The sequence below is a fragment of the Kitasatospora sp. NPDC005856 genome (assembly GCF_040629945.1).
Classification (GTDB): domain Bacteria; phylum Actinomycetota; class Actinomycetes; order Streptomycetales; family Streptomycetaceae; genus Kitasatospora.
This window is the reverse complement of the sequence record NZ_JBEXWT010000067.1, coordinates 22,481-43,663: the sequence shown is the minus strand read 5'-3', so window position 1 is coordinate 43,663 and position 21,183 is coordinate 22,481. Positions and strand designations below refer to the sequence as shown.

The following is a 21,183-nucleotide window of genomic DNA, read 5'->3' as shown; positions in this document are numbered from 1 at the left end:
ACGTTCACGCTCCTACTCTAGCCTCCGGAGCCACCGCTCTCCGTTCACCCGCCCCGCCTTCGAAGGAACGCTCATGTCACACCCGCAGCCCGCCGCACCCGACCGTGCCGAGGCCGTGCTCGGCGTCTTCGAGACGGCCTTCGGCGACCTCCTCGCCCAGGACCCGGCGGCCTTCCGGGTGAAGTTCCGGAAGATGGCCGCCTCCGCCTTCGCCTTCTACCGGGGCACCGCCGCGCTCTACTACGCCGACCTGGTGTCGGGCCCGTACGCCGCCTTCGGCGCGCCGTTCCTGGACGAGCGCACCAGCCGGGTGTGGATCCACGGCGACCTGCACGCGGAGAACTTCGGCACGTACCTGAACGCCGAGGGGCGGCTGGTCTTCAACGTCAACGACTTCGACGAGGCCTACGTCGGGGCCTTCACCTGGGACGTCCAGCGCCTGGCCGCCTCGCTGGCACTGATCGGCTACGCCAAGGCGCTGTCCGACGAGACGATCACCCAGCTGGTCACGGCCTTCGCCGAGGCCTACCGGCAGCGGATCGTGGCGCACGTGGACTCCGCCGACACCGCGCCGTACACCCTGGAGACGGCGAGCGGTCCGGTGCTGGAGACGCTGCGGCAGGCCCGCCTGCAGACCCGGGTCGGGCTCCTCGACGGGGACACCGTGGTCGAGGGCTACGACCGCCGCTTCCGCCTGGGCGGCGGCGCGATCGAGCTCGACGAGCCGACCAAGGCCGAGGTGCTGACCGCGTTCGAGGCGTACCTGGACACCCTGCCGCCGGCCTCCCGGACGCGGCCGGAATCGCTGAAGGTCAAGGACGTCGTCGGGCGGCGGGGCATCGGCATCGGCTCCGCGGGGCTGCCCTCGTACAACCTGCTGCTGGAGGGGCACACGGACGCCCTGGAGAACGACGTGATCATCTACATGAAGCAGGGGCAGACGCCTGCGGTGGCGCGGCACGTCACCGATCCGGCGATCGCCGGCTACTTCGAGCACGAGGGGCACCGCACGGTGATCTCCCAGCGGGCGCTCCAGGCGCACAGCGACCCGTGGCTGGGGTACACGGAACTGCGCGGGCGGGGACAACTGGTCGCCGAGGTGTCGCCGTACGCGACGGACCTGGACTGGACGGACCTCAACGAGCCCTCCGACCTGCTGGCCGTGACGGAGTACCTGGGCCGGGCGACGGCGACCATGCACGCGGCCGCGGACGAGTCGTCCAGCGGGCACACGCTGGTGCCGTTCTCGACCGAGCACGCGATCCACGAGGCCATCAGCCGGGACTCGGCCGGGTTCACCGCGATGCTCGTCGAGTTCGCCCACGCGTACGGCGCCCAGGCCCGCGCGGACCACCAGCTCTTCGTGGACCTCTACCGCAACGGCCGCATCCCGGGCCTCTGACCCCGCTCACGGGCGGCGGCCCTGACCGCCGGCTCCTCCATCGGATCGTCCCGGAGGTAGGCGAGGCGCTGCCTCACCTCCGGACGGTCCGGGGCGTGCTCGATGCCGAGCAGGCGTGAGTTCGGCTCGCAGTCCCACAGGCACTCGACGTGGATCTCGCCCAGGCCCGTCGGCGCCACCTCCGCCAGCGCCTCCAGGTACGCGGCCCGCTCGTACGAGTGCGGGGTGTGGAGCCAGAACCGGCGCAACAGGGAGGCGGCGGCGGCTGCCTCGGGGCCGTACTCGGCCAGCTGCCGGGCGAGGGCGGCCGGTCCGCACCAGGCCTGGTCCACCCAGTGCTGCTCCAGAGCATCCAGCAGGTCGGGCAGCGGGCGAGTGGCCGTCGTCACGTCGTTGTCACAGGCACGTTCGCCGTCCCGGGGAAGGATCGTTCCCTCAAGATCAAGGTCTCTGACCAGGCGCGTCAGATACAGGTGCCGGTGGTCGACCTGTGCGTCCCAGCGCCAGTCCCAGCGGATGCATCCGAGGACGAGGCCGGTGGCCGAGGACGGATCCTCCGCCGCCATCCGCGCGCCCAGGCCTCGGCCGCGCTGCAACAAGCCGGGCAGGCTTCCGGCCGGGGCGTACTCGTATCTCCTCTGCGTCACGGGATCAATCGTGCCGCAACCCGTCAGGCGTCCTCGTCGGGCGGGGGTGTCCTCTCCGCGCGCAACCGCCCCTACCGCCGGACGGCCCGCAGCCACACCGCGAGCCCGAGGCAGAGCAGGCAGGCCGCGGCCAGCACCAGCGGGATCACCACCGCCCCGCCCGACCCGCCGAGCGCCCCCACCACGGCCGGCACCACGGCGTTGCCCAGCATGCAGCAGAGCGTCAGCACGGAGGTCGCCTGCTGCGGGACCTCCGCGACTCCGGAGACCCACGCGATCAGGGTCGGCAGCACCGGCGCCATCGCCAGCCCGGCCAGCGGGTAGGCCACCACGGCGAGGTGCGGCACGGCGGCCAGCAGCAACGCCGCGAGGGCTGCCGCCAGGTACGCCGGCAGGGTGGTGCGGCCCGGCAGGCGCCTGGTCAGCTGCGGGACGACCAGGCGCCCGAGCGCCATCCCGGCCCAGAACCCCGAGGCCGCCGCGGTCGCCGCCTCGGTGCTCCAGCCGTCGCGCACCAGCTGGGTCGACTGCCAGGTGCCGATGCTGGTCTCCATGCCCGCGTACACCAGGCCCACCAGCAGGAACGGCAGCAGCCCCAGCCCGACCCGCACGCCTGGACCGCCCTGCGGCCCCGACCCGGCCTCGGGGACGTCGAGCACCGCCCCCGCCCGTCCGACCAGGAAGCACGGCAGCGCGCACACCGCCGCCGCCAGCGCCAACAGGCGGATGTCCGCGTGCCCGACGGCCCCGGCGGCCAGCGGGCCCAGCATCGCGCCGATCCCGAAGACGGCGTTGAGCCGGTTGACCATCACCACGCTGTTGCCCGCGAACCCGCGCGCGAACGCCGTGTTGAGGGTGAGCGCCAATCCGCCGTAACCGATGCCGGTGACCGCCGCGCAGCCGAGGTAGGCGGCCCAGCCGGGGCTCGCCGCCATCCCGGCCGCGCCCGCCGCGAAGACGGCGAGCAGGACGGGCGGCGCCGCCCGGACGTTCAGCCGCCGCCCGAGCAGCCCGATGCAGACGGTCGCCGCGAGCGCGCCGAGGTTGTACGCGGAGACCACCCGCCCGACCTCGTGCTCGGCGCCGAACCGCTCCCGCAGGAAGGGGAGCGAGGCACCGAGCGAGGCGGTGAGCACGCCGAGGACCAGGAACACGCCGAACGCCGAGACCGCCGCCGACCTGGCCATCACCGGCGCGGTCGGCCCCGCCGCCGCCTCCGCCCCCGCCGCGACCGGCACCGCCTCAGCCACCGTCGGGGCCGACCGTGAGCGCCACGGTGACCAGCCCGTCCGGGTCGGTCAGTGTGATCGTCCCCGCGACCCCGTCCACCGCCAGCGCCGTGAAGTCCGGCACGGCGACGACCGCACCGGCCTCCACCAGGGCCCGCCCGCCGATCCCGACGCACACCGCGCCCGCCGTGACCGCCGAGCGGACGCCGCTGACGGAGTCCTCGAAGACCAGCGTGCGCTGCGGCCGGATCCCGAGCCCGCGGCAGGCGGACAGGTACGGGTCGGGGTGCGGCTTGCCCCGCTCGACGTCGTCCCGGGTGACCCGCACCCGGAAGACGTCGAGCAGGCCGAGCCCGCCCAGGGCGTTGTCGATCTTCCGGGTCCAGCTGCTGGTGGCCAGCCCGACGGGCACGCCGGCCTGCCGGAGCCGGGTGGCGAGCCCGTCGGCGCCGGGGACGGCCCGGTACGGGGCCTCCTCCTCGACGGTGTCCACCTCGGCCCAGATCGCCTTCCGGTCGGCGTCCGAGTGGTGCGGGAAGATCAGCCGCACGGTCTGGTCGCCGGTCCGCCCGTGGACGTACTCCTCGATCTCCGGGTCGGCCAGCACCCGGCCGTGACGCCGGGCGACCGTCCGCCACGCCTCCTCGATCACGGGCCGCGAGTCGATCAGGACCCCGTCCATGTCGAAGACGACGGCCTCGACCTCGTACCGCGTTCCGGCTGCCTGCGGCTGCATCGGTCTCCTCACTCGGCGCTTACGGCATACGATCTGACGATAGTTCAACTATTGAGCCGAATGGTCAACTGGACTAGACCTCATCCGTCGGCCCGGCCCGATGGCCCCGGACGGCCCGGCCCGATCGCCCTAGACCGACCGGCCCGCCATGAACCCGTCCGCCGAGTCCTTCCAGACCAGGTAGACGTCGTCGACCAGGAGCAGGTCCACCACGTCGTCGGCCACCGGGTCGAGCGCATCGCGGTGCGACCCCACGATCGGCTCCTCGTGCTTGTTGAACGAGGTGTTCACCAGCGCCGCCTGGCCGCTGCGCTCGTACCAGGCCATCAGCAGCCCGTGCAGGAACGGGTCGTCCTGGGCCCGGACGATCTGCGGACGGGCGGTGTTGTCCACGTGCACCACGGCCGGGCAGGCCTTGGCGAACGTCTCGTGGCAGTCGTACGTGATCGTCATGAACAGCGCCGACGGCTGCTCCGGCTCCCAGCCCACGTAGCAGTCGGCCGCCAGGTCCTCGGCGGTGATCGGTGCGAAGGGCATGAACTCGGTGCGGTTCAGGCGCTTGTTGAGCCAGTCGTTCATCGTCACGTCGGCGGTGCCGTAGATCACGCTGCGCCGGCCGAGCGCGCGCGGGCCGAACTCCATCCGGCCGCGGTACGTGCCGATGACCTGGTCCGCCTCCAGCGCGGCGAGCAGGACGTCCCGCATGCCCTCGCCGATGCGGCGGTAGCGCAGCTCGGGGTAGTCGCGCAGGATCTCCTCCAGCCGCCCCTCGGCGATGGCCGCGTCCGGCCCGAGCGCCATCGAGGGCACCCGCGGGCGCTCCCCGGTCTCCCGGTGCGCCACGATCACGGCGGCCTGCAGCGGCAGCCCGCCGTCGCCCATCGGCGGCAGCACGTAGACGTTCCGCACGCCCTCGGTCTCGAAGATCCGCTGGTTGAGCTTCACGTTGGCGAACACCCCGCCGGACAGGCAGACGTTGCCGCCGGGCACCTTGCCGATGTGCCGCGCCACCACGGCGGTCAGCAGGTTCTCCACGTGCCGCTGGGCCGCCGCCGCGACGTCGGCCGGCTCGTGGGTGGCGATCTCGCGCAGCAGTTCCTCGGAGTAGCCCTCGTAGGAGGGCTGGTACCAGTCCCCGCAGCGGGCGCGGATCGCGCCGTTCTCCTCGACGTCGATCATCCGGCGCATCAGCGGGAGGAGCTTCTCCGGGTCGCCGTTGGCGGCCAGACCGGTGATCTTGCCCTCGTGCCGGTTGGGCCGGAAGCCGAGCAGCTTGGTGATCCGGCCGTAGAAGTAGCCGAGGCTGTCGATCGAGGTCTCGCGCTGGAGCACCTCCTCGCCGCCGGGGAAGTAGTGCGTGACGGTGAGGGACTGGAAGTCCCCGCGGCCGTCACAGGTGACCACGAGGGCCTCGTCGAACGGGGAGCAGAGGAAGGCGCCCAGGCCGTGCGACTCGTGGTGGTCGACGTGAACCACCTTGCCGCGCAGGCCGTTCTCCTCGATGAAGGCATCGAACTCGCCGCGCTTCTCGCGGTCGTTCACGATTTCGTCGGATATCCGCTTGCGCAGGTGCGGAATCGCCTCGGGACGCAGCCGGGCCTCCTCCGAAATGCGGTCCACGTAGAGCAGCAGGTGCTTTTCGGCGCTGAATCCCGCCTGCCATCCGTAGGCGACCCGGTCGACGTCGGAAAGGGTGACCCCGGCCTCCTTCAGGACGTAGTCGATCGACTGTTCCGGCCAGGCCTTGTGGTCCTTGATCCGGGTGAACCGCTCCTCGCTGACGGCCGCGACGACGGTTCCGTCCTGGACGAGGCAGGCGCCCGCCAGGTCGTTGTTGGTGATTCCGAGAACAAGCATGTGCCGCTCCGATGCTTATGTCACACGGGAAATGACTCGACAGGATTTCCGCGGATTCGGGAGACCGGGAAGCCGGGAAGGCTGGAGTGCACCGTGATGCTATGGAGAGATTTCTCGGGAGATCAACGACGCCATGGAAATTCCGGTCATCCTGACCGGCCGTCGGGCGGTGACGCGGGGGCGGCCGTTCGGTGAACAACAGTTCGCAGCTCGATCATCGGTGCTGGCAGGGTGGCACATGCCCGACAAGAGGTCTGGACCACCGCCGTGTTGATCACCCAGCGTAGCTGTCCGGAAACAGTCCTTCCGGCACGCAACCGGCACTTCCGCCGCCTCCCGGGCGTCCCCCGGAGGCTTCGTCACACCCGTTCACACCGGTACCACGAGCCCCACCAGACCCTCGGTGACCAGGCGAAACACCCCCCGGCAACGCCGAAGGCCGGGCCGAGGCACCCGCCTCGACCCGGCCTTCACGGCCTTCACGGCCTCCGCGTCCGTCCGATCCCCGGACCGGACGGCGCTCCCGACCGCCTCTCAGTCGTCCAGCTCCGCGAGGAAGTCCAGCGACGCCGCCCAGGCCCGCTCGGCGGCCTCCTCGTCGTAGTCCGGCAGCTCCGGGTCGGTGAACAGGTGCCCGGCGCCCCGGTAGCGGTGCACCTCCACCTCGGCCCCGGCCCGCCGCATCCGCAGGTACCAGGCGTTCAGCCAGTCCTCCGGCTCGAACGGGTCCGGCTCCGCGATGTGCAGCTGCACCGGGATCTCGGTGGCCGCGTCCTCCCGCAGGTCGGAGGTGCCGTGCAGGAGCAGCAGTCCGCGGGCCTTCTCGTCGGCCAGCGCCAGGTTCTGCGCCACCGCGCCGCCGAGCGAGAAGCCGGCGTACACCAGCCCGCCCTCGGAGATCGGCGCGGACGCCGTCACCGCCCGCCGGAGCAGCTCGTCACGGCCGCCGAGCTCCTCCTGGAACTCCTGCGCCTCCTCGACGGACTCGAAGGTCCGCCCGTCGAACAGGTCGGGCGTGTGCACGGCGTGCCCGGCGGCGCGCAGCCGCTCGGCGGCGGCGCGCACGGCGGGGCGCAGTCCGTAGGCGGAGTGGAAGAGGACGATCTGGGCCACGGTTCGGGTCCTTCACCAGCGAGGTCAGCTACCCACCCATGATCCCGCATGCCGCGCCGGTGCCCCACCGCACGCCGACGACACCCCGCCCACGCCACCGCGCCCACCGCACCCACGTCCGCGTCCGCGTCCGCGTCCGCGCCACCGCGTCTAGGACACCACGTCCGTGCGCGCGAACCCCCGGAACGCCAGCGCCAGCAGCACCACCGCGTACGAGATCGACAGCGAGACGCCCTGCACCATGCCGCCCCATTCCAGCTGCGGCTGCAGCGCGTCCGCCCAGGAGTACTGCCAGTGCGCCGGCAGCCACTCCCGCAGGTCGCCCAGCGCGGTGACGGCGTCCAGCACCCCGGTGATGATCGAGGCGAACACCGCGCCGCCGACCGCGCCCAGCGGCGCGTCCGTCGCGGTGGAGAGCCAGAAGGCGAGCGCCGCGATCACGAGCTCGCTGAGGAAGACGAAGGCCACCGCGATCGCGATCCGGGGCAACGCCTGCCCGGCCGGCAGGCTGACCCCGGCGGGCAGCTTGAGGTCCCCCCAACCGTACGCGGCCGTGCCGACGACCAGCCCGATCGCGGGCAGCATCACCACCGCCGCCGCCGAGAACACCAGCCCGACGGCGAACTTGCGGGCCAGCAGCCGGGCCCGGGGCACCGGTGCGGCCAGGAGGTAGCGCAGCGAGGACCAGCTGGCCTCGGAGGCGACGGTGTCCCCGCAGAACAGCGCGACGGGGATGACCAGCATGAAGCCGGTGCCGACGAACAGCATGGTGACCGCGAAGTTGGCCCCCGAGGCGGTGGCCAGCTCGATGAAGGTGGTCCGGCCCGGACGGCCCGGGGTGCCGCCGATCTGGAACGCGGCCAGGATGACGAACGGCATGGCGGCCAGCACCGCGCCGATCACCAGCGTGCGGCGCCGGCGCAGCTGCCGCATCGCCTCCACCCGCAGCGGCAGCGTCCGGCTCGCCCGGTACCCCTCGGCGTGGTCCATCGACACGGCGCGGTCCTTCGACTCGGCGTGCTCCACCGGGACGACGCTCACGCTCCACCTCCGATCAACGACAGGAACGCGTCCTCCAGCCGCTGCTGCGGCCCGACGCTCTCCACCGGCACCTCCATCCGCACCAGTTCGGCCAGCAGCGCGCTCGCCGCCAGTCCGTCCAGGCGCACCAACAGGCCGCCGTCGACGGCCTCCGCCGAGCCGACCCCGGCCAGCGCGGCCAGCTTCTCGACCACCGGCGCCGGGTCGTACGGGCCGGCGACGCCGATCATCAGCAGCTCCCCGGCGCCCACGATGTCCCCGACCGGGCCGGCCGTGACCAGCTGCCCGCGGTCCATCACCACCAGGTCCGTGCAGCTCTGCTCGACCTCGGACAGCAGGTGGCTCGACACGATCACGGTCCGCCCGCCGGCCGCGTACCGGATCATCACCTCGCGCATCTCGCGGATCTGCGGCGGGTCCAGCCCGTTGGTCGGCTCGTCCAGGATCAGCAGGTCCGGCATCCCGAGCATCGCCTGCGCGATCGCCAGCCGCTGCCGCATGCCCTGCGAGTACGTCCGCACCGCGCGGTCCAGCGCCTCGCCGAGCCCGGCGATGGCCAGCGCCTCGTCGAAGCGGGCGTCGGCCTCCGGCCGTCCGGTCGCCTGCCAGTACAGCCGCAGGTTGGCCCGCCCGGTGAGGTGCGGCAGGAAGCCCGCGCCCTCCACGAACGCCCCGACCCGCGACAGCACCGGCGCACCGGGCCGCACCAGGTGCCCGAAGATCCGGATCTCCCCGGCGTCCGGCCGGATGAGTCCCATCAGCATCCGCAGCGTGGTGGTCTTGCCCGCGCCGTTCGGCCCGAGCAGTCCGAGCACCTGCCCCTGCTCCACCCGGAAGTCCAACTCCCGTACGGCGTACCGGTCCTGGGCGCCCTTGTAGCGCTTGCTAAGCCCGCTGATCCGCAGCGGCACCGCGGCCAGCTCCGGGTCGAAGCCGGGCCCGGCGGCGGCCCGGCGGCGGCGCAGCCTCGGTGCCAGCAGCAGGGCCGCGGCCACCAGGACGGCGATCACCGGCAGCAGCCAGGTGCGCGAGGGCAGCGGCGCCGCCTCGGTGACCAGTTCCTCGACGGTCGGCACGGTGAGCGCCCCGGCCGGCGCCACCCGGTAGGTGGCCGGCTCGACCGGGGAGGCGTAGGCGAGGTCGGTGCTCGCCAGCACCAGCCGCACCCGGTGCCCGGCCGGGAAGGTGTGGTCGACGGTCGGCAGCGCCACCGTGACGGTCTGCCCGGCGTCCGCGCCGGTGACCCGCAGCGGGGCGGCGAGCTGCTGCGGCAGCACCGCCTTGCCGTCCGGCCCGACGTCGTACAGCTTCGCGAACAGCACGGCGTCCGGCCGGTCCGCCGTCACCCGCAGCGGCACGGTCGGCTGCCCGGTCAGGTGGAGCGGCGTGTCCAGCGGCGCCGAGTCGAAGGCGGCGTTCTGCCCGGGGAAGTCCAGGGAGAGCCCGGCGCCCAGCGAGGCCGCCTGGCTGAGCGCTCCGACGCCCGGCAGGGTCGAGATCCCGGGCGGCGCGCCGCCGGGCGGGTTGGCGAGGGTCTGCTCGCCGCCCGCCAGCTCGACGCTGCGCGAGCCGGTTCCGCCCAGCCCCGGGTAGCGGTCGGCGCCGGCTCCGCGCAGCACGGCCTGGAAGCCGGTCGAGTCGACTCCGCCGGTGCGGGTGACCCGGAACGCGGCGCCGGTGTCGACGTCCCGACCCTTCAGGTGGTGGTCGAACCAGGCCGTCACCCGGTCGTCGACCCGCGCGCTGGTGTCGGTCCCGCCGTCGTGCCCGCCGGCGAACCAGTCCACCGCGACCGGCGCGCCGTTGGCGGCCACCGCCTCGGCGATGCGGTCGCCCTGGTCCAGCGGGAACAGCGAGTCCTGCTGCCCCTGCACCACCAGCGTGGGCGCCTTGAGCCGGGCCGCCACCGAGGACGGGCTGGAGCGCTCCAGCAGCGCGACGGCCTCCGGATCGGCGTGCCCGGCGGTGGCGACCCGCTCGTACATCCGGCAGAGCGACTCCAGGAACCGCCCGCAGCCGACCGGCCCGTCCGCGGCCGGCTTGGGGCCGCCGCTCTCCCGCGGCGCCTCGCCCGAGGGCCCGAGGTCCCCGGCCGAGCCGGTGGTGAAGAAGATCCCGGCCCACAGCTTCTTGAACACGCCGTCCGCCGCGCCGGAGCCCCGGACGCCCTGCGGGAACAGCGCGTCGGCCAGGTTCCACCAGGTGATCTGGGTGGCGACGGCGTCGATCCGGTGGTCGTACGCGGAGGCCAGCAGCGAGACCGCACCGCCGTACGAGGCGCCGGTGATGCCGACCTTCGGGTCGCCGGCGGCGTCCAGCTGCACCTCGGGGCGCTGGGCCAGCCAGTCCACCAGGTGCCTGACGTCCTCGACCTCGCGGTCCGGCGCGTTCAGCCCGATCTTCCCGCCCGAGTGTCCGAAGCCGCGTGCCGACCAGGTCAGCACCGCGTACCCCTGCCGGGCCAGCTGCTCGGCGCGATCGCGCTCGCCCTCCTTGGAGCCGCCGAAGCCGTGCGCCAGCAGCACCGCCGGGCGCGGACCGCCGCCGGTGGTGAAGAAGGAGGTGTCCAACTGGATCTGCTGGGCGCTGCCGGGCGTCTCGGGCATGCCGAGGAAACGGTCCTCCTGATGGACCGTCCGCTCACCGCCGGACGCCACCGTCGCGGTGCCGGCCGCGGCCACCACCACCAGGGCCACCGCCCCGGCCAGCAGCCTGCGTCCGACCGTTGTTCCCCGGGCGCGCCAGCGACGCCATGCCCCACCGAACTCCATGGGCGCTGATCGTATCCGCCGTCCGGGTAGGCGCCCGATAAGGCCACCGCACCCTTTCGCCCGGTTCGCCCCACTGCGCCCGAGTATCGTACGGCCCATGCCCTGGCCGCTGATCTCGCTGCTCGCCACCGTCGCCGCCACCCTGGCGATCGGCTGGATCGTCGACCAGGCCCTCCAGCGGATCGCCGCCCGCAACCCCTCGGCACCGGTCTGGCCGCTGCTCCGCCGCTGCCGGATCCCGCTCCAGCTCTCCGTGGTGTCGGCCCTGCTGCTCGCCGCCAGACCGCTCGAACGGGTCTTCCACCTGAAGGGCGACGCCGGCGCCCAGCACCTGCTCCAGCTGCTCCTGGTCGCATCGCTCGGCTGGCTCACCGTCCGCGTGGTGGCCGCCCTCCTGGGGGCCGTGCTCAGCCGCTACGAGACCCGCGTCGACGACCCGGCCCGGGTCCAGCGGGCGCGCACCCAGGTCGGCATGCTCCGCCGGGTGGTCAGCGCGCTGATCGTCGTGGTCACGGTGGCCGTGATGCTGCTGACCTTCTCCGCCATGCGCACCATCGGCGCCAGCCTGCTCGCCTCGGCGGGCATCATCGGCATCGTGGCCGGCATCGCCGCCCAGAGCACCCTGGGCAACTTCTTCGCCGGCCTCCAGATCGCCTTCAGCGACACCGTCCGGATCGGCGACACCGTGGTGGTGGACGGCCAGCAGGGCATCGTCGAGGAGATCACCCTCACCTACCTGGTGGTCCGGCTCTGGGACTACCGCCGACTGGTCGTCCCGGTCTCGTACTTCGTCAACAAGCCCTTCGAGAACTGGACCCGCCGCGACCCCGGCCTGCTCGCCGCCGTGCTGCTCCACCTCGACCACACCACCCGGGTGGACGAGCTGCGCGCCGTCCTGCGCGCCCGCCTGGACCGGCACCCGCTCTGGGACGGCGAGGAGTGGGCCCTCCAGGTCACCGACACCACGCCCAGCACCATCGTCGTCCGCGCCACCATGACCGCCCGCACCCCGGACGACGCCGCCCAGCTCCGCTTCGACATCCGCGAACAGCTCGTCGCCCACCTGCGCGACGAGCACCCCCACGCCCTCCCTCGCCTGCGCACCACCGACACCTGAGCCGCGCCCGCGGGAACAGCGGTTCCCCGCACCCCCGGAGGGGCACGGGGAACCGTGCGACCGGCCATCCGCCGGACAGGACCTACAGCACCCGGGTCATCGTCCGGTGCGCGATCCCCGCGTCGTCGTACACCGGCCCCTCGGCCACGTACCCCAGCCGCTCGTAGAACCCGAGCGCCCGCACCTGCGCGTGCAGCTCGACCTCGGCGCCCCCGCGCTCGGCGCCCGCGGCCTCGATCGCCCGCACGAGCTCCGCGCCCAGTCCCGTCCCCCGGGCCGCCGCCACGACCGCGAGCCGCCCGAGCAGCACGCGCCCCTCGACGCCGCCGGTCAGCTTCCGCGCCTGCTCACCGAAGATCAGCCGACCGGTGCCCAACGCGGCCCCGTCGGCCCCGACGGCCAGCAGGTGCACGGAGGTCGCGTCGTACTCGTCGTACTCCAGCTCCTCCGGCACGTTCTGCTCGACGACGAACACCTCGCGCCGGACGGCCCGCACCAGCTCCAGGTCGGCGTCCGCCTCGGCGATCCGGATGGTCGCGGCCGTCACTCAGCTCTCCGCGGTGATGATGTCCAGCGCCTTCGCCAGGTCCGCCGGGTACTCGCTGGAGAACTCGACCCACTGCCCGTCCGCCGGGTGCTCGAAGCCGAGCGACACCGCGTGCAGCCACTGCCGGGTCAGGCCCAGCCGCTTGGCCAGCGTCGGGTCGGCGCCGTACGTCAGGTCGCCCACGCAGGGGTGGCGCAGCGCGGACATGTGGACGCGGATCTGGTGGGTGCGCCCGGTCTCCAGCTTGATCGCCAGCAGCGACGCGGCCCGGTACGCCTCGATCAGGTCGTAGTGGGTGACGGACGGCTTGCCGTCCTGGGTGACGGCCCACTTCCAGTCCGAGCTGGGGTGCCGCCCGATCGGCGCGTCCACCGTCCCGCTCATCGGGTCCGGGTGGCCCTGCACCAGGGTGTGGTACCGCTTGTCGGTGATCCGGTCGTGGAACTGCCGCTTGAGGTCGGTGTAGGCGCGCTCGGACTTGGCGACCACCATCAGCCCGGAGGTGCCGACGTCCAGCCGGTGCACGATGCCCTGACGCTCGGCGGCGCCCGAGGTGGAGATCCGGTACCCGGCCGCGGCCAGCCCGCCGATCACGGTGGGGCCGGTCCAGCCCGGGCTGGGGTGCGCGGCGACGCCGACCGGCTTGTCGACCAGCACGATGTCCTCGTCGTCGTGGACGATGCGCATGCCCTCGACGGCCTCGGCGACGATCCGCACCGGCGCGGCCGGGGCCGGGATCTCGACCTCCAGCCAGGAGCCGGCGGTCACCCGGTCCGACTTGCCGGCCATGGTGCCGTCGAGCGTCACCTTGCCGTCGGCGGCCAGCTCGGCGGCCTTGGTCCGGGAGAAGCCGAACATCCGGGCCAGGGCGGCGTCGAGGCGCTCGCCCTCCAGGCCGTCGGGTACGGGGAGGCTGCGGATCTGCGCTGCGGTACTCACCCGTACGAGTATGCCGGAACCGCGACCCTCCCCCGTCCGCCGGTGCCCGGGGCTACTTCCCGGGCCGCTCCGTCGTCTCGGCCTTGTCGGCCTGCTGGTGGACGGTCCCGTCCGGGTTGCTGCCCCGGAAGGAGAGCAGCACGACCAGGATCCCGCCGCAGACGATCGCCGAGTCCGCGAGGTTGAAGACCGCGAAGTGCTGGACGGAGATGAAGTCCACCACGTGCCCGCGGAACACGCCGGGCGCGCGGAACAGCCGGTCGGTGAGGTTGCCCAGCGCCCCGCCGAGCAGCAGCCCGAGCGCGATCGCCCAGGGCAGGCTGTACAGGCGGCGGGCGATCCGCCAGATCACCACGATGACGGCGGAGGCGATCATCGTGAAGACGACGGTCAGCGCCTGCCCCATCCCGAAGGCCGCGCCCGAGTTGCGGATCACCTGGAAGGTGACCACGTCCCCGATCACCTTGATCGCCGCGTGGTTCTCCAGCCGGGCGACCACCAGCAGCTTGCTGCCCAGGTCGATCAGGAAGGCGAGCAGCGCGACGACCAGCAGCACGCCGACCCGGCGCGGGCCCTTGGGCTTCTCGGCCGCCGCGTCGTCCACGGACGCCCCGGTCGGCTCGGCCACGGGCACCTCCACGGCATCGGCGGGGGACGGGACGGCGTCGTCCCGGGTCTGGGGGGAACCTTGCGTACTGATGATCCGCTCCGCTGCCGGTGGAGCTCCCCGGTCCGCAGGAGGGGGAGGGTGGTGGGACGGTGATGGCCTGCCCGCGTTCACGAACGCGTCAGGCGACGTTGTTCAGGCGACGTTACGGGGTCGAGCGTACGGCAAGCCCGACCCCCCACGTCGCTCCGGTCGACCGGTTCAGCGGCGTTCCTGCTTGGCCTTGCACTGCACGCAGAGCGTCGCCCTGGGGAAGGCCTGCATCCGGGCCTTGCCGATGGCCTGTCCGCAGGACTCGCAGGTGCCGAAGCCGACGCCCTCCAGCCGCTCCAGCGCGCGCTCGGTCTGGGCCAGGCTGTCCCGCGCGTTGTTGGCCAGCGCCAGCTCGCTCTCCCGCGAGATGTTCTTCGTACCGGCGTCCACCTGGTCATCGCCGGCTCCGTCGTTGGAGTCGCGCATCAGACCGGAGATGGCCGCCTCGGCGGCGTCGATCTCGTTCCGGAGCCGTTCGAGGTCGCTGATCAGCTCGTCGTGCAGCTCGTGGACCTCCTCGGTGGTCCACGGGTCCTCGCCGGGCCGGACCGGCAGCGTGGCCGGGTCCACGGACTCGGCGCCGCGCGGCGCGGTGACGGTGTCGGTGCCGCTCTTCGGTGCGGTAGTGGTCACGGTCCCCTCCCCTGGGTCGACCGCCACGGCCTTGCGTGCCCGCTTGGTGGCGGTACCCGCGCCGGTTCCCTTCTCAGCCATGGCTTTCGACCCCATCTACGAACGAACCGAGCCGCCGGTTCCCGGCGGCTTCCAGTGCCGGAACGATAATCCCGATCAAAACCGGTCACAACATGACATACCGACGCCTCATAACGTTCCCACCCAGGCAGGCGCCCCAACCGTCACGCCCCGTGCGCTCAGAGATTTGTGCCCACATCGACTCCGGCTAACCGCCGTCGGCGAGCGCCCCCGGGGGCGCTCGCGGAACGCTCCCGGAGCGCCCCCGGAACACCCCCGCCCGCCCGCCGGAAAACGGTTTGGACAAACCGGCGCACCCGGCCGATACACTGGCCGTGCAAGGCGCAGATGGGACGAGTACCGACGTACGCAGCCACCAGCGACCCGGGGACGGTGCGAGCCCGGGGGTGTGCACGGCGGGAAGATCACCCCGGAGCCGCCGGAAGAACGGCCGCCGCGACACCGCGGTGGCCCACTAGACCCGGCAGCAAGCCCAAACAAGAGGGCCGCGAACGCAGCACCGCGGCCAAGGAGGGTGGTACCGCGGGGCGGCCTGGCCGTCTCGTCCCTCCGGAGGATCCAGTCCCAGCATCCGCCGGAGGTAGACGCCCGCGATGAACTCCTACAACCCCGTTCCCGCGCAGGTGGACCTGCCCGCCCTGGAGCACCAGATCCTGTCCTTCTGGCAGGACAACAAGATCTTCCAGCGCAGTCTGGAGCAGTCCGAGGGTCGCCCCGAGTGGGTGTTCTACGAGGGCCCGCCGACCGCCAACGGCATGCCGGGCGCCCACCACATCGAGGCCCGCGTCTTCAAGGACGTCTTCCCGCGCTTCCGGACCATGAAGGGCTACCACGTCGCCCGCAAGGCCGGCTGGGACTGCCACGGCCTGCCGGTCGAGCTCGCCGTCGAGAAGGAGCTGGGCTTCTCCGGCAAGCAGGACATCGAGGCGTACGGCATCGCCGAGTTCAACGACAAGTGCCGCGAGTCGGTGACCCGCCACACCGACGCCTTCGCCGAGCTGACCACCCGCATGGGGTACTGGGTCGACCTCGACGAGGCCTACCGCACGATGGACCCGTCGTACGTCCAGTCCGTCTGGTGGTCGCTCCAGCAGATCTTCGACAAGGGCCTGCTGGTCCAGGACCACCGGGTCGCCCCCTGGTGCCCGCGCTGCGGCACCGGCCTGTCGGACCACGAGCTGGCCCAGGGCTACGAGACCGTCGTCGACCCCTCGGTCTTCGTCCGCTTCCCGCTGACCAGCGGCCCGCTGGCCGGCCAGGCCGCCATGCTGGTGTGGACCACCACCCCGTGGACCCTGGTCTCCAACACCGCCGCCGCCGTCCACCCGGAGGTCACCTACGTGGTGGCCACCGACGGGAACGAGAAGCTGGTCGTCGCCGAGCCGCTGGTCGCCAAGGCGCTCGGCGAGGGCTGGGAGACCACCGGCGAGTCCTTCACCGGCGCCGAGATGGAACGCTGGGCCTACCGCCGCCCCTTCGACCTGGTCGAGATCGAGAACGCGCACTACGTCCTCAACGCCGACTACGTCACCACCGAGGACGGCACCGGCATCGTCCACCAGTCCCCGGCCTTCGGCGCGGACGACCTCGCGACCTGCCGCAAGTACGGCCTGCCGGTGGTCAACCCGGTGCTCGGCGACGGCACCTTCGCCCCCGAGGTCCCGCTGGTCGGCGGCCAGTTCTTCAAGAAGGCCGACGAGGCCCTGGTCGCGGACCTCAAGGAGCGCGGCCTGCTCTTCCGCCACCTGCCGTACGAGCACAGCTACCCGCACTGCTGGCGCTGCCACACCGCGCTGCTCTACTACGCGCAGCCGTCCTGGTACATCCGGACCACCGCCGTCAAGGACGCGATGATCCGCGAGAACGAGGCCACCAACTGGTTCCCGGAGACGGTCAAGCACGGCCGCTTCGGCGACTGGCTGAACAACAACATCGACTGGGCGCTCAGCCGCAACCGCTACTGGGGCACCCCGCTGCCGATCTGGCGCTGCGAGGAGGGCCACCTCACCTGCGTCGGCTCGCTGGCCGAGCTGTCCGAGCTCACCGGCACCGACCAGAGCGACCTCGACCCGCACCGCCCGTACATCGACGCGGTGACCTTCGCCTGCCGCGACTGCGGCGGCACCGCCACCCGCGTGCCCGAGGTCATCGACGCCTGGTACGACTCGGGCTCGATGCCCTTCGCCCAGTACGGCTACCCGTACCAGAACAAGGAGCTGTTCGAGAAGCGCTACCCGGCGCAGTTCATCTCCGAGGCGATCGACCAGACCCGCGGCTGGTTCTACACGCTGATGGCCGTCGGCACCCTGGTGTTCGACAAGAACAGCTACGAGAACGTCGTCTGCCTGGGCCACATCCTGGCCGAGGACGGCCGCAAGATGTCCAAGCACCTGGGCAACATCCTCCAGCCGATCCCGCTGATGGACCAGCACGGCGCCGACGCCGTCCGCTGGTTCATGGCGGCCGGCGGCTCGCCCTGGTCGGCCCGCCGGGTCGGCCACGGCACCATCCAGGAGGTGGTCCGCAAGACCCTCCTCACCTACTGGAACACCGTCGCCTTCCAGGCCCTGTACGCCCGCACCTCGGACTGGGCGCCCTCCGCGAACGACCCGGCCCCGGCCGACCGCCCGCAGCTGGACCGCTGGGTGCTCTCCGAGCTGAACACCCTGGTCCGCGAGGTCGACGCCGCCTACGAGGCGTACGACACCCAGCGCGCCGGCAAGCTGCTCTCCGGCTTCGTCGACGACCTGTCCAACTGGTACGTCCGCCGCGGCCGCCGCCGCTTCTGGCAGGGCGACGCCGCCGCGCTCGCCACCCTGCACGAGGCCCTGGAGACGGTCACCCGCCTGATGGCCCCGCTCACCCCGTTCATCACCGAGCGGGTCTGGCAGGACCTGGTCGTCCCGGTCTCCCCGGAGGCCCCGGCCTCGGTGCACCTGGCCACCTGGCCGGAGGCCGACGAGTCGCTGATCGACACCGAGCTCTCCCGGCACATGGCCCTGGTCCGCCGCCTGGTCGAGCTCGGCCGGGCCACCCGCGCCGAGTCCGGCGTGAAGACCCGCCAGCCGCTCTCCCGCGCACTGGTCGCCGCCCAGGGCTGGGAGGAGCTGCCCGCCGACCTGCGCGCGCAGATCGCCGAGGAGCTCAACGTCGCCACCCTCGAATCGCTCGCCGAGGTCGGCGGCTCGCTCGTCGACACCAGTGCCAAGGCCAACTTCCGTGCCCTGGGCAAGCGTTTCGGCAAGGGCGTCCAGGACGTCGCCAAGGTGGTCGCCGCCACCGACGCCGCCCGCCTCGCCGCCGACCTCCGCGCCACCGGCGAGACCAGCGTCGAACTCGACGGCGAAACGATCACCCTCTCCCCCGACGAGGTGATCATCACCGAGACCCCGCGCGAGGGCTGGGCCGTCGCCAACGAGTCCGGCGCCACCGTCGCCCTCGACCTGGCCATCACCCCGGAACTCAAGCGCCTCGGCATCGCCCGCGACGCCATCCGCCAGATCCAGGAGGCCCGCAAGAACTCCGGCCTGGACGTCGCCGACCGCATCGTCCTCCGCTGGCGCGCCACCTCCGAGGAGACCGCCGAGGCCATCGCCGAACACGGCCCCCTCGTCGCCGAGGAGGTCCTCGCCACCGACTTCGCCGCCGGCGCGGCCGACTGGGACTCCGAGACCTTCGCCGACGACTCCCTCGGCCTGGCCTTCCAGCTCCGCAAGGCCTGACGCCCCACCGACGAAGCCGCCGTCACCCCGAGGTGACGGCGGCTTCGCCGTACCCACCCACCCCCTCCCGCGACGAACACCCCACCCGCCCCAGCGCGGGGAACGCCCCCACCTCCCCCACCCACCCTCCCGAGAGCCCAAACCCCCGAACACAAACAAGAGCGCCCCCTCCCCGACCCGGAGGTCGGAAAGGGGACGCCCTCAAAGAACCCTGCTACAACCTCAGTTGTCGCCGTCCTCGTCGATCAGGAAGCCCCGCATCGGCGCCGGAGCCTGCTGCATCGGCTGCGGCGGCTGCGGACGGACCGCCGCCATCGGCTGGGTCATCCCGGCCGGCTGCATCTGCGGCGCACCGCTGTTGCCACCGGTCGACTGCCCGCCGAAGCTCGGCGCCGAGGAGTTGCCGCCGAAGGAGCTGTTCCCGCCGAAGGACGGCGAGTTGCCCCCGAAGGACGGCTGGTTGCCACCGAAGCTCGGTGCGCCACCGCTCATCGCGCCGGCACCGGCCGGAGCCATCGACGAGGCCGCCGGCGGCAGCGACGCGGTGGCGGGGATCCGCGGCGGGGCGAGCGAGTCGTCGGCCTGCGACTCCAGCTGACGCAGCTGGGTCTCCAGGTACGACTTCAGCCGCGTGCGGTACTCACGCTCGAACGCCCGCAGGTCCTCGACCTTGCGCTCCAGCGTGGCCCGCGCCGACTCCAGCGACCCCATCGCGACGCGGTGCTTCTCCTGCGCGTCCCGCTCCAGCGCGTCGGCCTTGGCACGGGCGTCGCGCTCCAGACCCTCGGCCCGGCTGCGCGCCTCGCCGACGATCTTGTTGGCCTCGGAACGGGCCTCGGAGATCGCCTGGTCGGCGGTCTGCTGGGCGAGCGCCAGCACCCGGGCGGCGCTGTCGCCACCGGGACCCTGCTGCTGCATCGGGCCGCCCATGGGGCCGCCCATCTGCTGCGGGCCGCCCATGGGGCCACCCATCGGCTGCATCTGCTGCTGGCCCATGCCCTGGCCCATCGGGTTGCCCATCTGCTGCGGGCCACCGGGGCCGCCCATGGGCTGGAGCATCTGACCGCCCATCGGCTGGACCAGCTGCTGCTGGCCGCCCATGGTCTGGTTCATCTGCTGCGGGCCGCCGGCAGCGGGAAGCTGCGGCGGGGAGCCGGCGGGCAGGCCGAGGGGCTGGTTGCCCATCTGCTGCTGCGGGCCGCCGGGGCCCATCTGCTGGGGACCACCCGGACCCATCTGCTGCGGGCCGCCGGGGCCCATCTGCTGCGGACCGCCCGGACCCTGCTGACCGGGGAGCGGCGGACCGGATATGGCGGCCGGCACCGGAGCGCCGCCCTGTCGGGGCGCGTCCTGCTGCGGCTCCTTGCGCAGGTTGGCCTGGTTCTGCGCGGCGGCACGAGTCGCGGCGGCCAGCTTGGCGCGCAGGTCCTCGTTCTCCCGGAGGAGGCGGGTCAACTCCGCCTCGACCTCGTCGAGGAAGGCATCGACCTCGTCCTCGTCATAGCCTTCACGCAGGCGGACGGTCGTGAACTGCTTGTTCCGAACGTCCTCGGGGGTCAATGGCATCTCTTCACCTCAACGTGATCGTCGGCACACCGGCATCCTGTCGCATCGCTCACCTACGACTAGGGGTGCACAAGCGAGATCAGGACATACACAATGATCATCAGTACGAAGAAGGACAGGTCGAGCGCCACGCCCCCGAAACGCAACGGCGGAATGAGCCGCCGAAGAAGCTTGAGCGGCGGATCCGTGACAGTGTACGTGGCCTCCAGGACCAGGACCATGGCCTTGCCGGGCCGCCACGAACGCGCGAACTGGAAGACCCAGTCCATGACCAGTCGTACGAGCAGGAACACCAGAAAGACGGTCAGGGCGTAGTAGAGCACCGCCCACACGATGTCCATCGCGTTTCCCTCTCCCCGGTCCCGATCCCTCGGGCCTGCCGCTCGTCACCTGTCGCTAACCCACTGTTGATCAGATCCACACGTAAAGTCGTGGCCGGGTCAGCTCTGGTTGAAGAACCCACCCTCGGCGATCCGAGCCTTGTCCTCCGCCGTGACATCGACGTTAGCAGGCGACAGCAGGAACACCTTCTGTGTCACGCGCTCGATACTGCCGTGCAGACCGAAGACGAGTCCAGCGGCGAAGTCTACGAGGCGCTTCGCGTCGGTGTCGTCCATCTCGGTCAGATTCATGATCACGGGGGTCCCGCCGCGGAACTGTTCCCCGATGGTACGGGCCTCGTTGTAGGTCCGGGGGTGCAGCGTGGTGATGCGGTAGGGCTCTCGTTCGTTCACGACCTTGGGCATGATCACCGGTGCGCTCTTCTCCAGGTTGTGGCGACGTTCGGGTGTGATGGACGACACGGGGGCCATCCTCGGAGTCTCCTGCCGGATCGGCACCGCCGCGGGCACCGGCTGCGGGGTGATCGAGGAGACCGGGGCGGGCGCGGCGGCCGCGGGCGCCGGGGCCGGCCGGGGGATGTCCTCGGTCCGCTGGCCCGTCCGGATCGGTTCGGGGTCCGCGTCGTAGTCGTCGTCGGGGTCGTACCCCTGGCCGTCGTACGTCTCGTCCTCCACGAGGCCGAGGTAGACCGCCATCTTGCGCATTGCGCCGGCCATGCTCCTGTCTCCTCCGCTCATAGC

General features: G+C 72.3%; 17 protein-coding genes. 3 read left to right on the top strand and 14 right to left on the bottom strand.

Going from position 1 to position 21,183, the window contains the following annotated elements:
• Window positions 1–73: 73 nt before the first annotated feature.
• The gene (locus ABZ449_RS30805; protein ID WP_360352727.1) at window positions 74–1,402 is read left to right on the top strand and encodes a DUF2252 domain-containing protein; all 1,329 of its coding nucleotides are present in this window, start codon (window positions 74–76) and stop codon (window positions 1,400–1,402) included.
• Here the strand turns inward: ABZ449_RS30805 and ABZ449_RS30800 are convergent.
• The 7 genes from ABZ449_RS30800 to ABZ449_RS30770 all read right to left on the bottom strand — a co-directional run bounded on the left by ABZ449_RS30800 (window position 1,372) and on the right by ABZ449_RS30770 (window position 10,796).
• A complete protein-coding gene (locus tag ABZ449_RS30800; protein ID WP_360352725.1) occupies window positions 1,372–2,049 on the bottom strand; it encodes a hypothetical protein in 678 nt (225 codons plus the stop codon). The genes ABZ449_RS30805 and ABZ449_RS30800 overlap by 31 nt on opposite strands.
• 71 nt (window positions 2,050–2,120) lie before the next feature.
• Window positions 2,121–3,299 (bottom strand): MFS transporter, encoded by a 1,179-nt coding sequence (locus ABZ449_RS30795; RefSeq protein ID WP_360352723.1) that lies wholly within the window; start codon window positions 3,297–3,299, stop codon window positions 2,121–2,123.
• The gene (locus ABZ449_RS30790) at window positions 3,292–4,014 is read right to left on the bottom strand and encodes an HAD family phosphatase (RefSeq protein ID WP_360352721.1); all 723 of its coding nucleotides are present in this window, start codon (window positions 4,012–4,014) and stop codon (window positions 3,292–3,294) included. The genes ABZ449_RS30795 and ABZ449_RS30790 overlap by 8 nt, the downstream gene beginning before the upstream one ends.
• A gap of 129 nt (window positions 4,015–4,143) precedes the next feature.
• On the bottom strand, window positions 4,144–5,871 hold the full coding sequence (locus tag ABZ449_RS30785) for a carbamoyltransferase C-terminal domain-containing protein (protein ID WP_360352719.1): 1,728 nt from the start codon (window positions 5,869–5,871) through the stop codon (window positions 4,144–4,146).
• Between the two features lie 534 nt (window positions 5,872–6,405).
• Window positions 6,406–6,984 (bottom strand): dienelactone hydrolase family protein, encoded by a 579-nt coding sequence (locus ABZ449_RS30780; protein ID WP_360352717.1) that lies wholly within the window; start codon window positions 6,982–6,984, stop codon window positions 6,406–6,408.
• 150 nt (window positions 6,985–7,134) lie between these two features.
• Window positions 7,135–7,974 carry an ABC transporter permease gene (locus ABZ449_RS30775; protein ID WP_360352743.1) on the bottom strand — a complete coding sequence of 280 codons (840 nt, stop codon included), beginning with the start codon at window positions 7,972–7,974 and terminating at the stop codon, window positions 7,135–7,137.
• 47 nt (window positions 7,975–8,021) lie between these two features.
• The gene (locus ABZ449_RS30770; RefSeq protein WP_360352716.1) at window positions 8,022–10,796 is read right to left on the bottom strand and encodes an alpha/beta fold hydrolase; all 2,775 of its coding nucleotides are present in this window, start codon (window positions 10,794–10,796) and stop codon (window positions 8,022–8,024) included.
• Between the two features lie 97 nt (window positions 10,797–10,893).
• On the opposite strand from ABZ449_RS30770, the gene ABZ449_RS30765 reads away from it, so the two are divergent.
• Window positions 10,894–11,913, top strand: a complete 1,020-nt coding sequence (locus ABZ449_RS30765) for a mechanosensitive ion channel domain-containing protein (RefSeq protein WP_360352714.1) — start codon at window positions 10,894–10,896, stop codon at window positions 11,911–11,913.
• An 82-nt stretch (window positions 11,914–11,995) separates the two neighbouring features.
• Here ABZ449_RS30765 and ABZ449_RS30760 read toward each other — a convergent pair whose 3' ends face one another.
• From ABZ449_RS30760 to ABZ449_RS30745, 4 genes are all read right to left on the bottom strand, one after another.
• Window positions 11,996–12,460 (bottom strand): GNAT family N-acetyltransferase, encoded by a 465-nt coding sequence (locus ABZ449_RS30760; RefSeq protein ID WP_360352712.1) that lies wholly within the window; start codon window positions 12,458–12,460, stop codon window positions 11,996–11,998.
• Window positions 12,461–13,399: an RluA family pseudouridine synthase gene (locus ABZ449_RS30755; protein ID WP_360352710.1), complete on the bottom strand. Its 939-nt coding sequence runs from the start codon at window positions 13,397–13,399 to the stop codon at window positions 12,461–12,463. It abuts the gene before it with no gap.
• A gap of 52 nt (window positions 13,400–13,451) precedes the next feature.
• The gene (lspA, locus tag ABZ449_RS30750; protein WP_360352708.1) at window positions 13,452–14,027 is read right to left on the bottom strand and encodes a signal peptidase II; all 576 of its coding nucleotides are present in this window, start codon (window positions 14,025–14,027) and stop codon (window positions 13,452–13,454) included.
• A 240-nt stretch (window positions 14,028–14,267) separates the two neighbouring features.
• Window positions 14,268–14,732, bottom strand: coding sequence for a TraR/DksA family transcriptional regulator (locus ABZ449_RS30745; protein ID WP_360352706.1), 465 nt, complete (start codon window positions 14,730–14,732; stop codon window positions 14,268–14,270).
• 674 nt (window positions 14,733–15,406) lie between these two features.
• On the opposite strand from ABZ449_RS30745, the gene ileS reads away from it, so the two are divergent.
• The gene (gene ileS, locus ABZ449_RS30740; protein ID WP_360352704.1) at window positions 15,407–18,535 is read left to right on the top strand and encodes an isoleucine--tRNA ligase; all 3,129 of its coding nucleotides are present in this window, start codon (window positions 15,407–15,409) and stop codon (window positions 18,533–18,535) included.
• A gap of 222 nt (window positions 18,536–18,757) precedes the next feature.
• On the opposite strand, the gene ABZ449_RS30735 is transcribed toward ileS, so the two are convergent.
• The 3 genes from ABZ449_RS30735 to sepF form a co-directional block, all read right to left on the bottom strand.
• The gene (locus ABZ449_RS30735) at window positions 18,758–20,101 is read right to left on the bottom strand and encodes a DivIVA domain-containing protein (protein ID WP_360352702.1); all 1,344 of its coding nucleotides are present in this window, start codon (window positions 20,099–20,101) and stop codon (window positions 18,758–18,760) included.
• 59 nt (window positions 20,102–20,160) lie between these two features.
• A complete protein-coding gene (locus tag ABZ449_RS30730) occupies window positions 20,161–20,442 on the bottom strand; it encodes a YggT family protein (RefSeq protein WP_030060143.1) in 282 nt (93 codons plus the stop codon).
• A 99-nt stretch (window positions 20,443–20,541) separates the two neighbouring features.
• Complete coding sequence (gene sepF, locus ABZ449_RS30725) at window positions 20,542–21,159, bottom strand: cell division protein SepF (RefSeq protein ID WP_224276937.1); 618 nt, start codon at window positions 21,157–21,159, stop codon at window positions 20,542–20,544.
• Window positions 21,160–21,183: the final 24 nt, after the last annotated feature.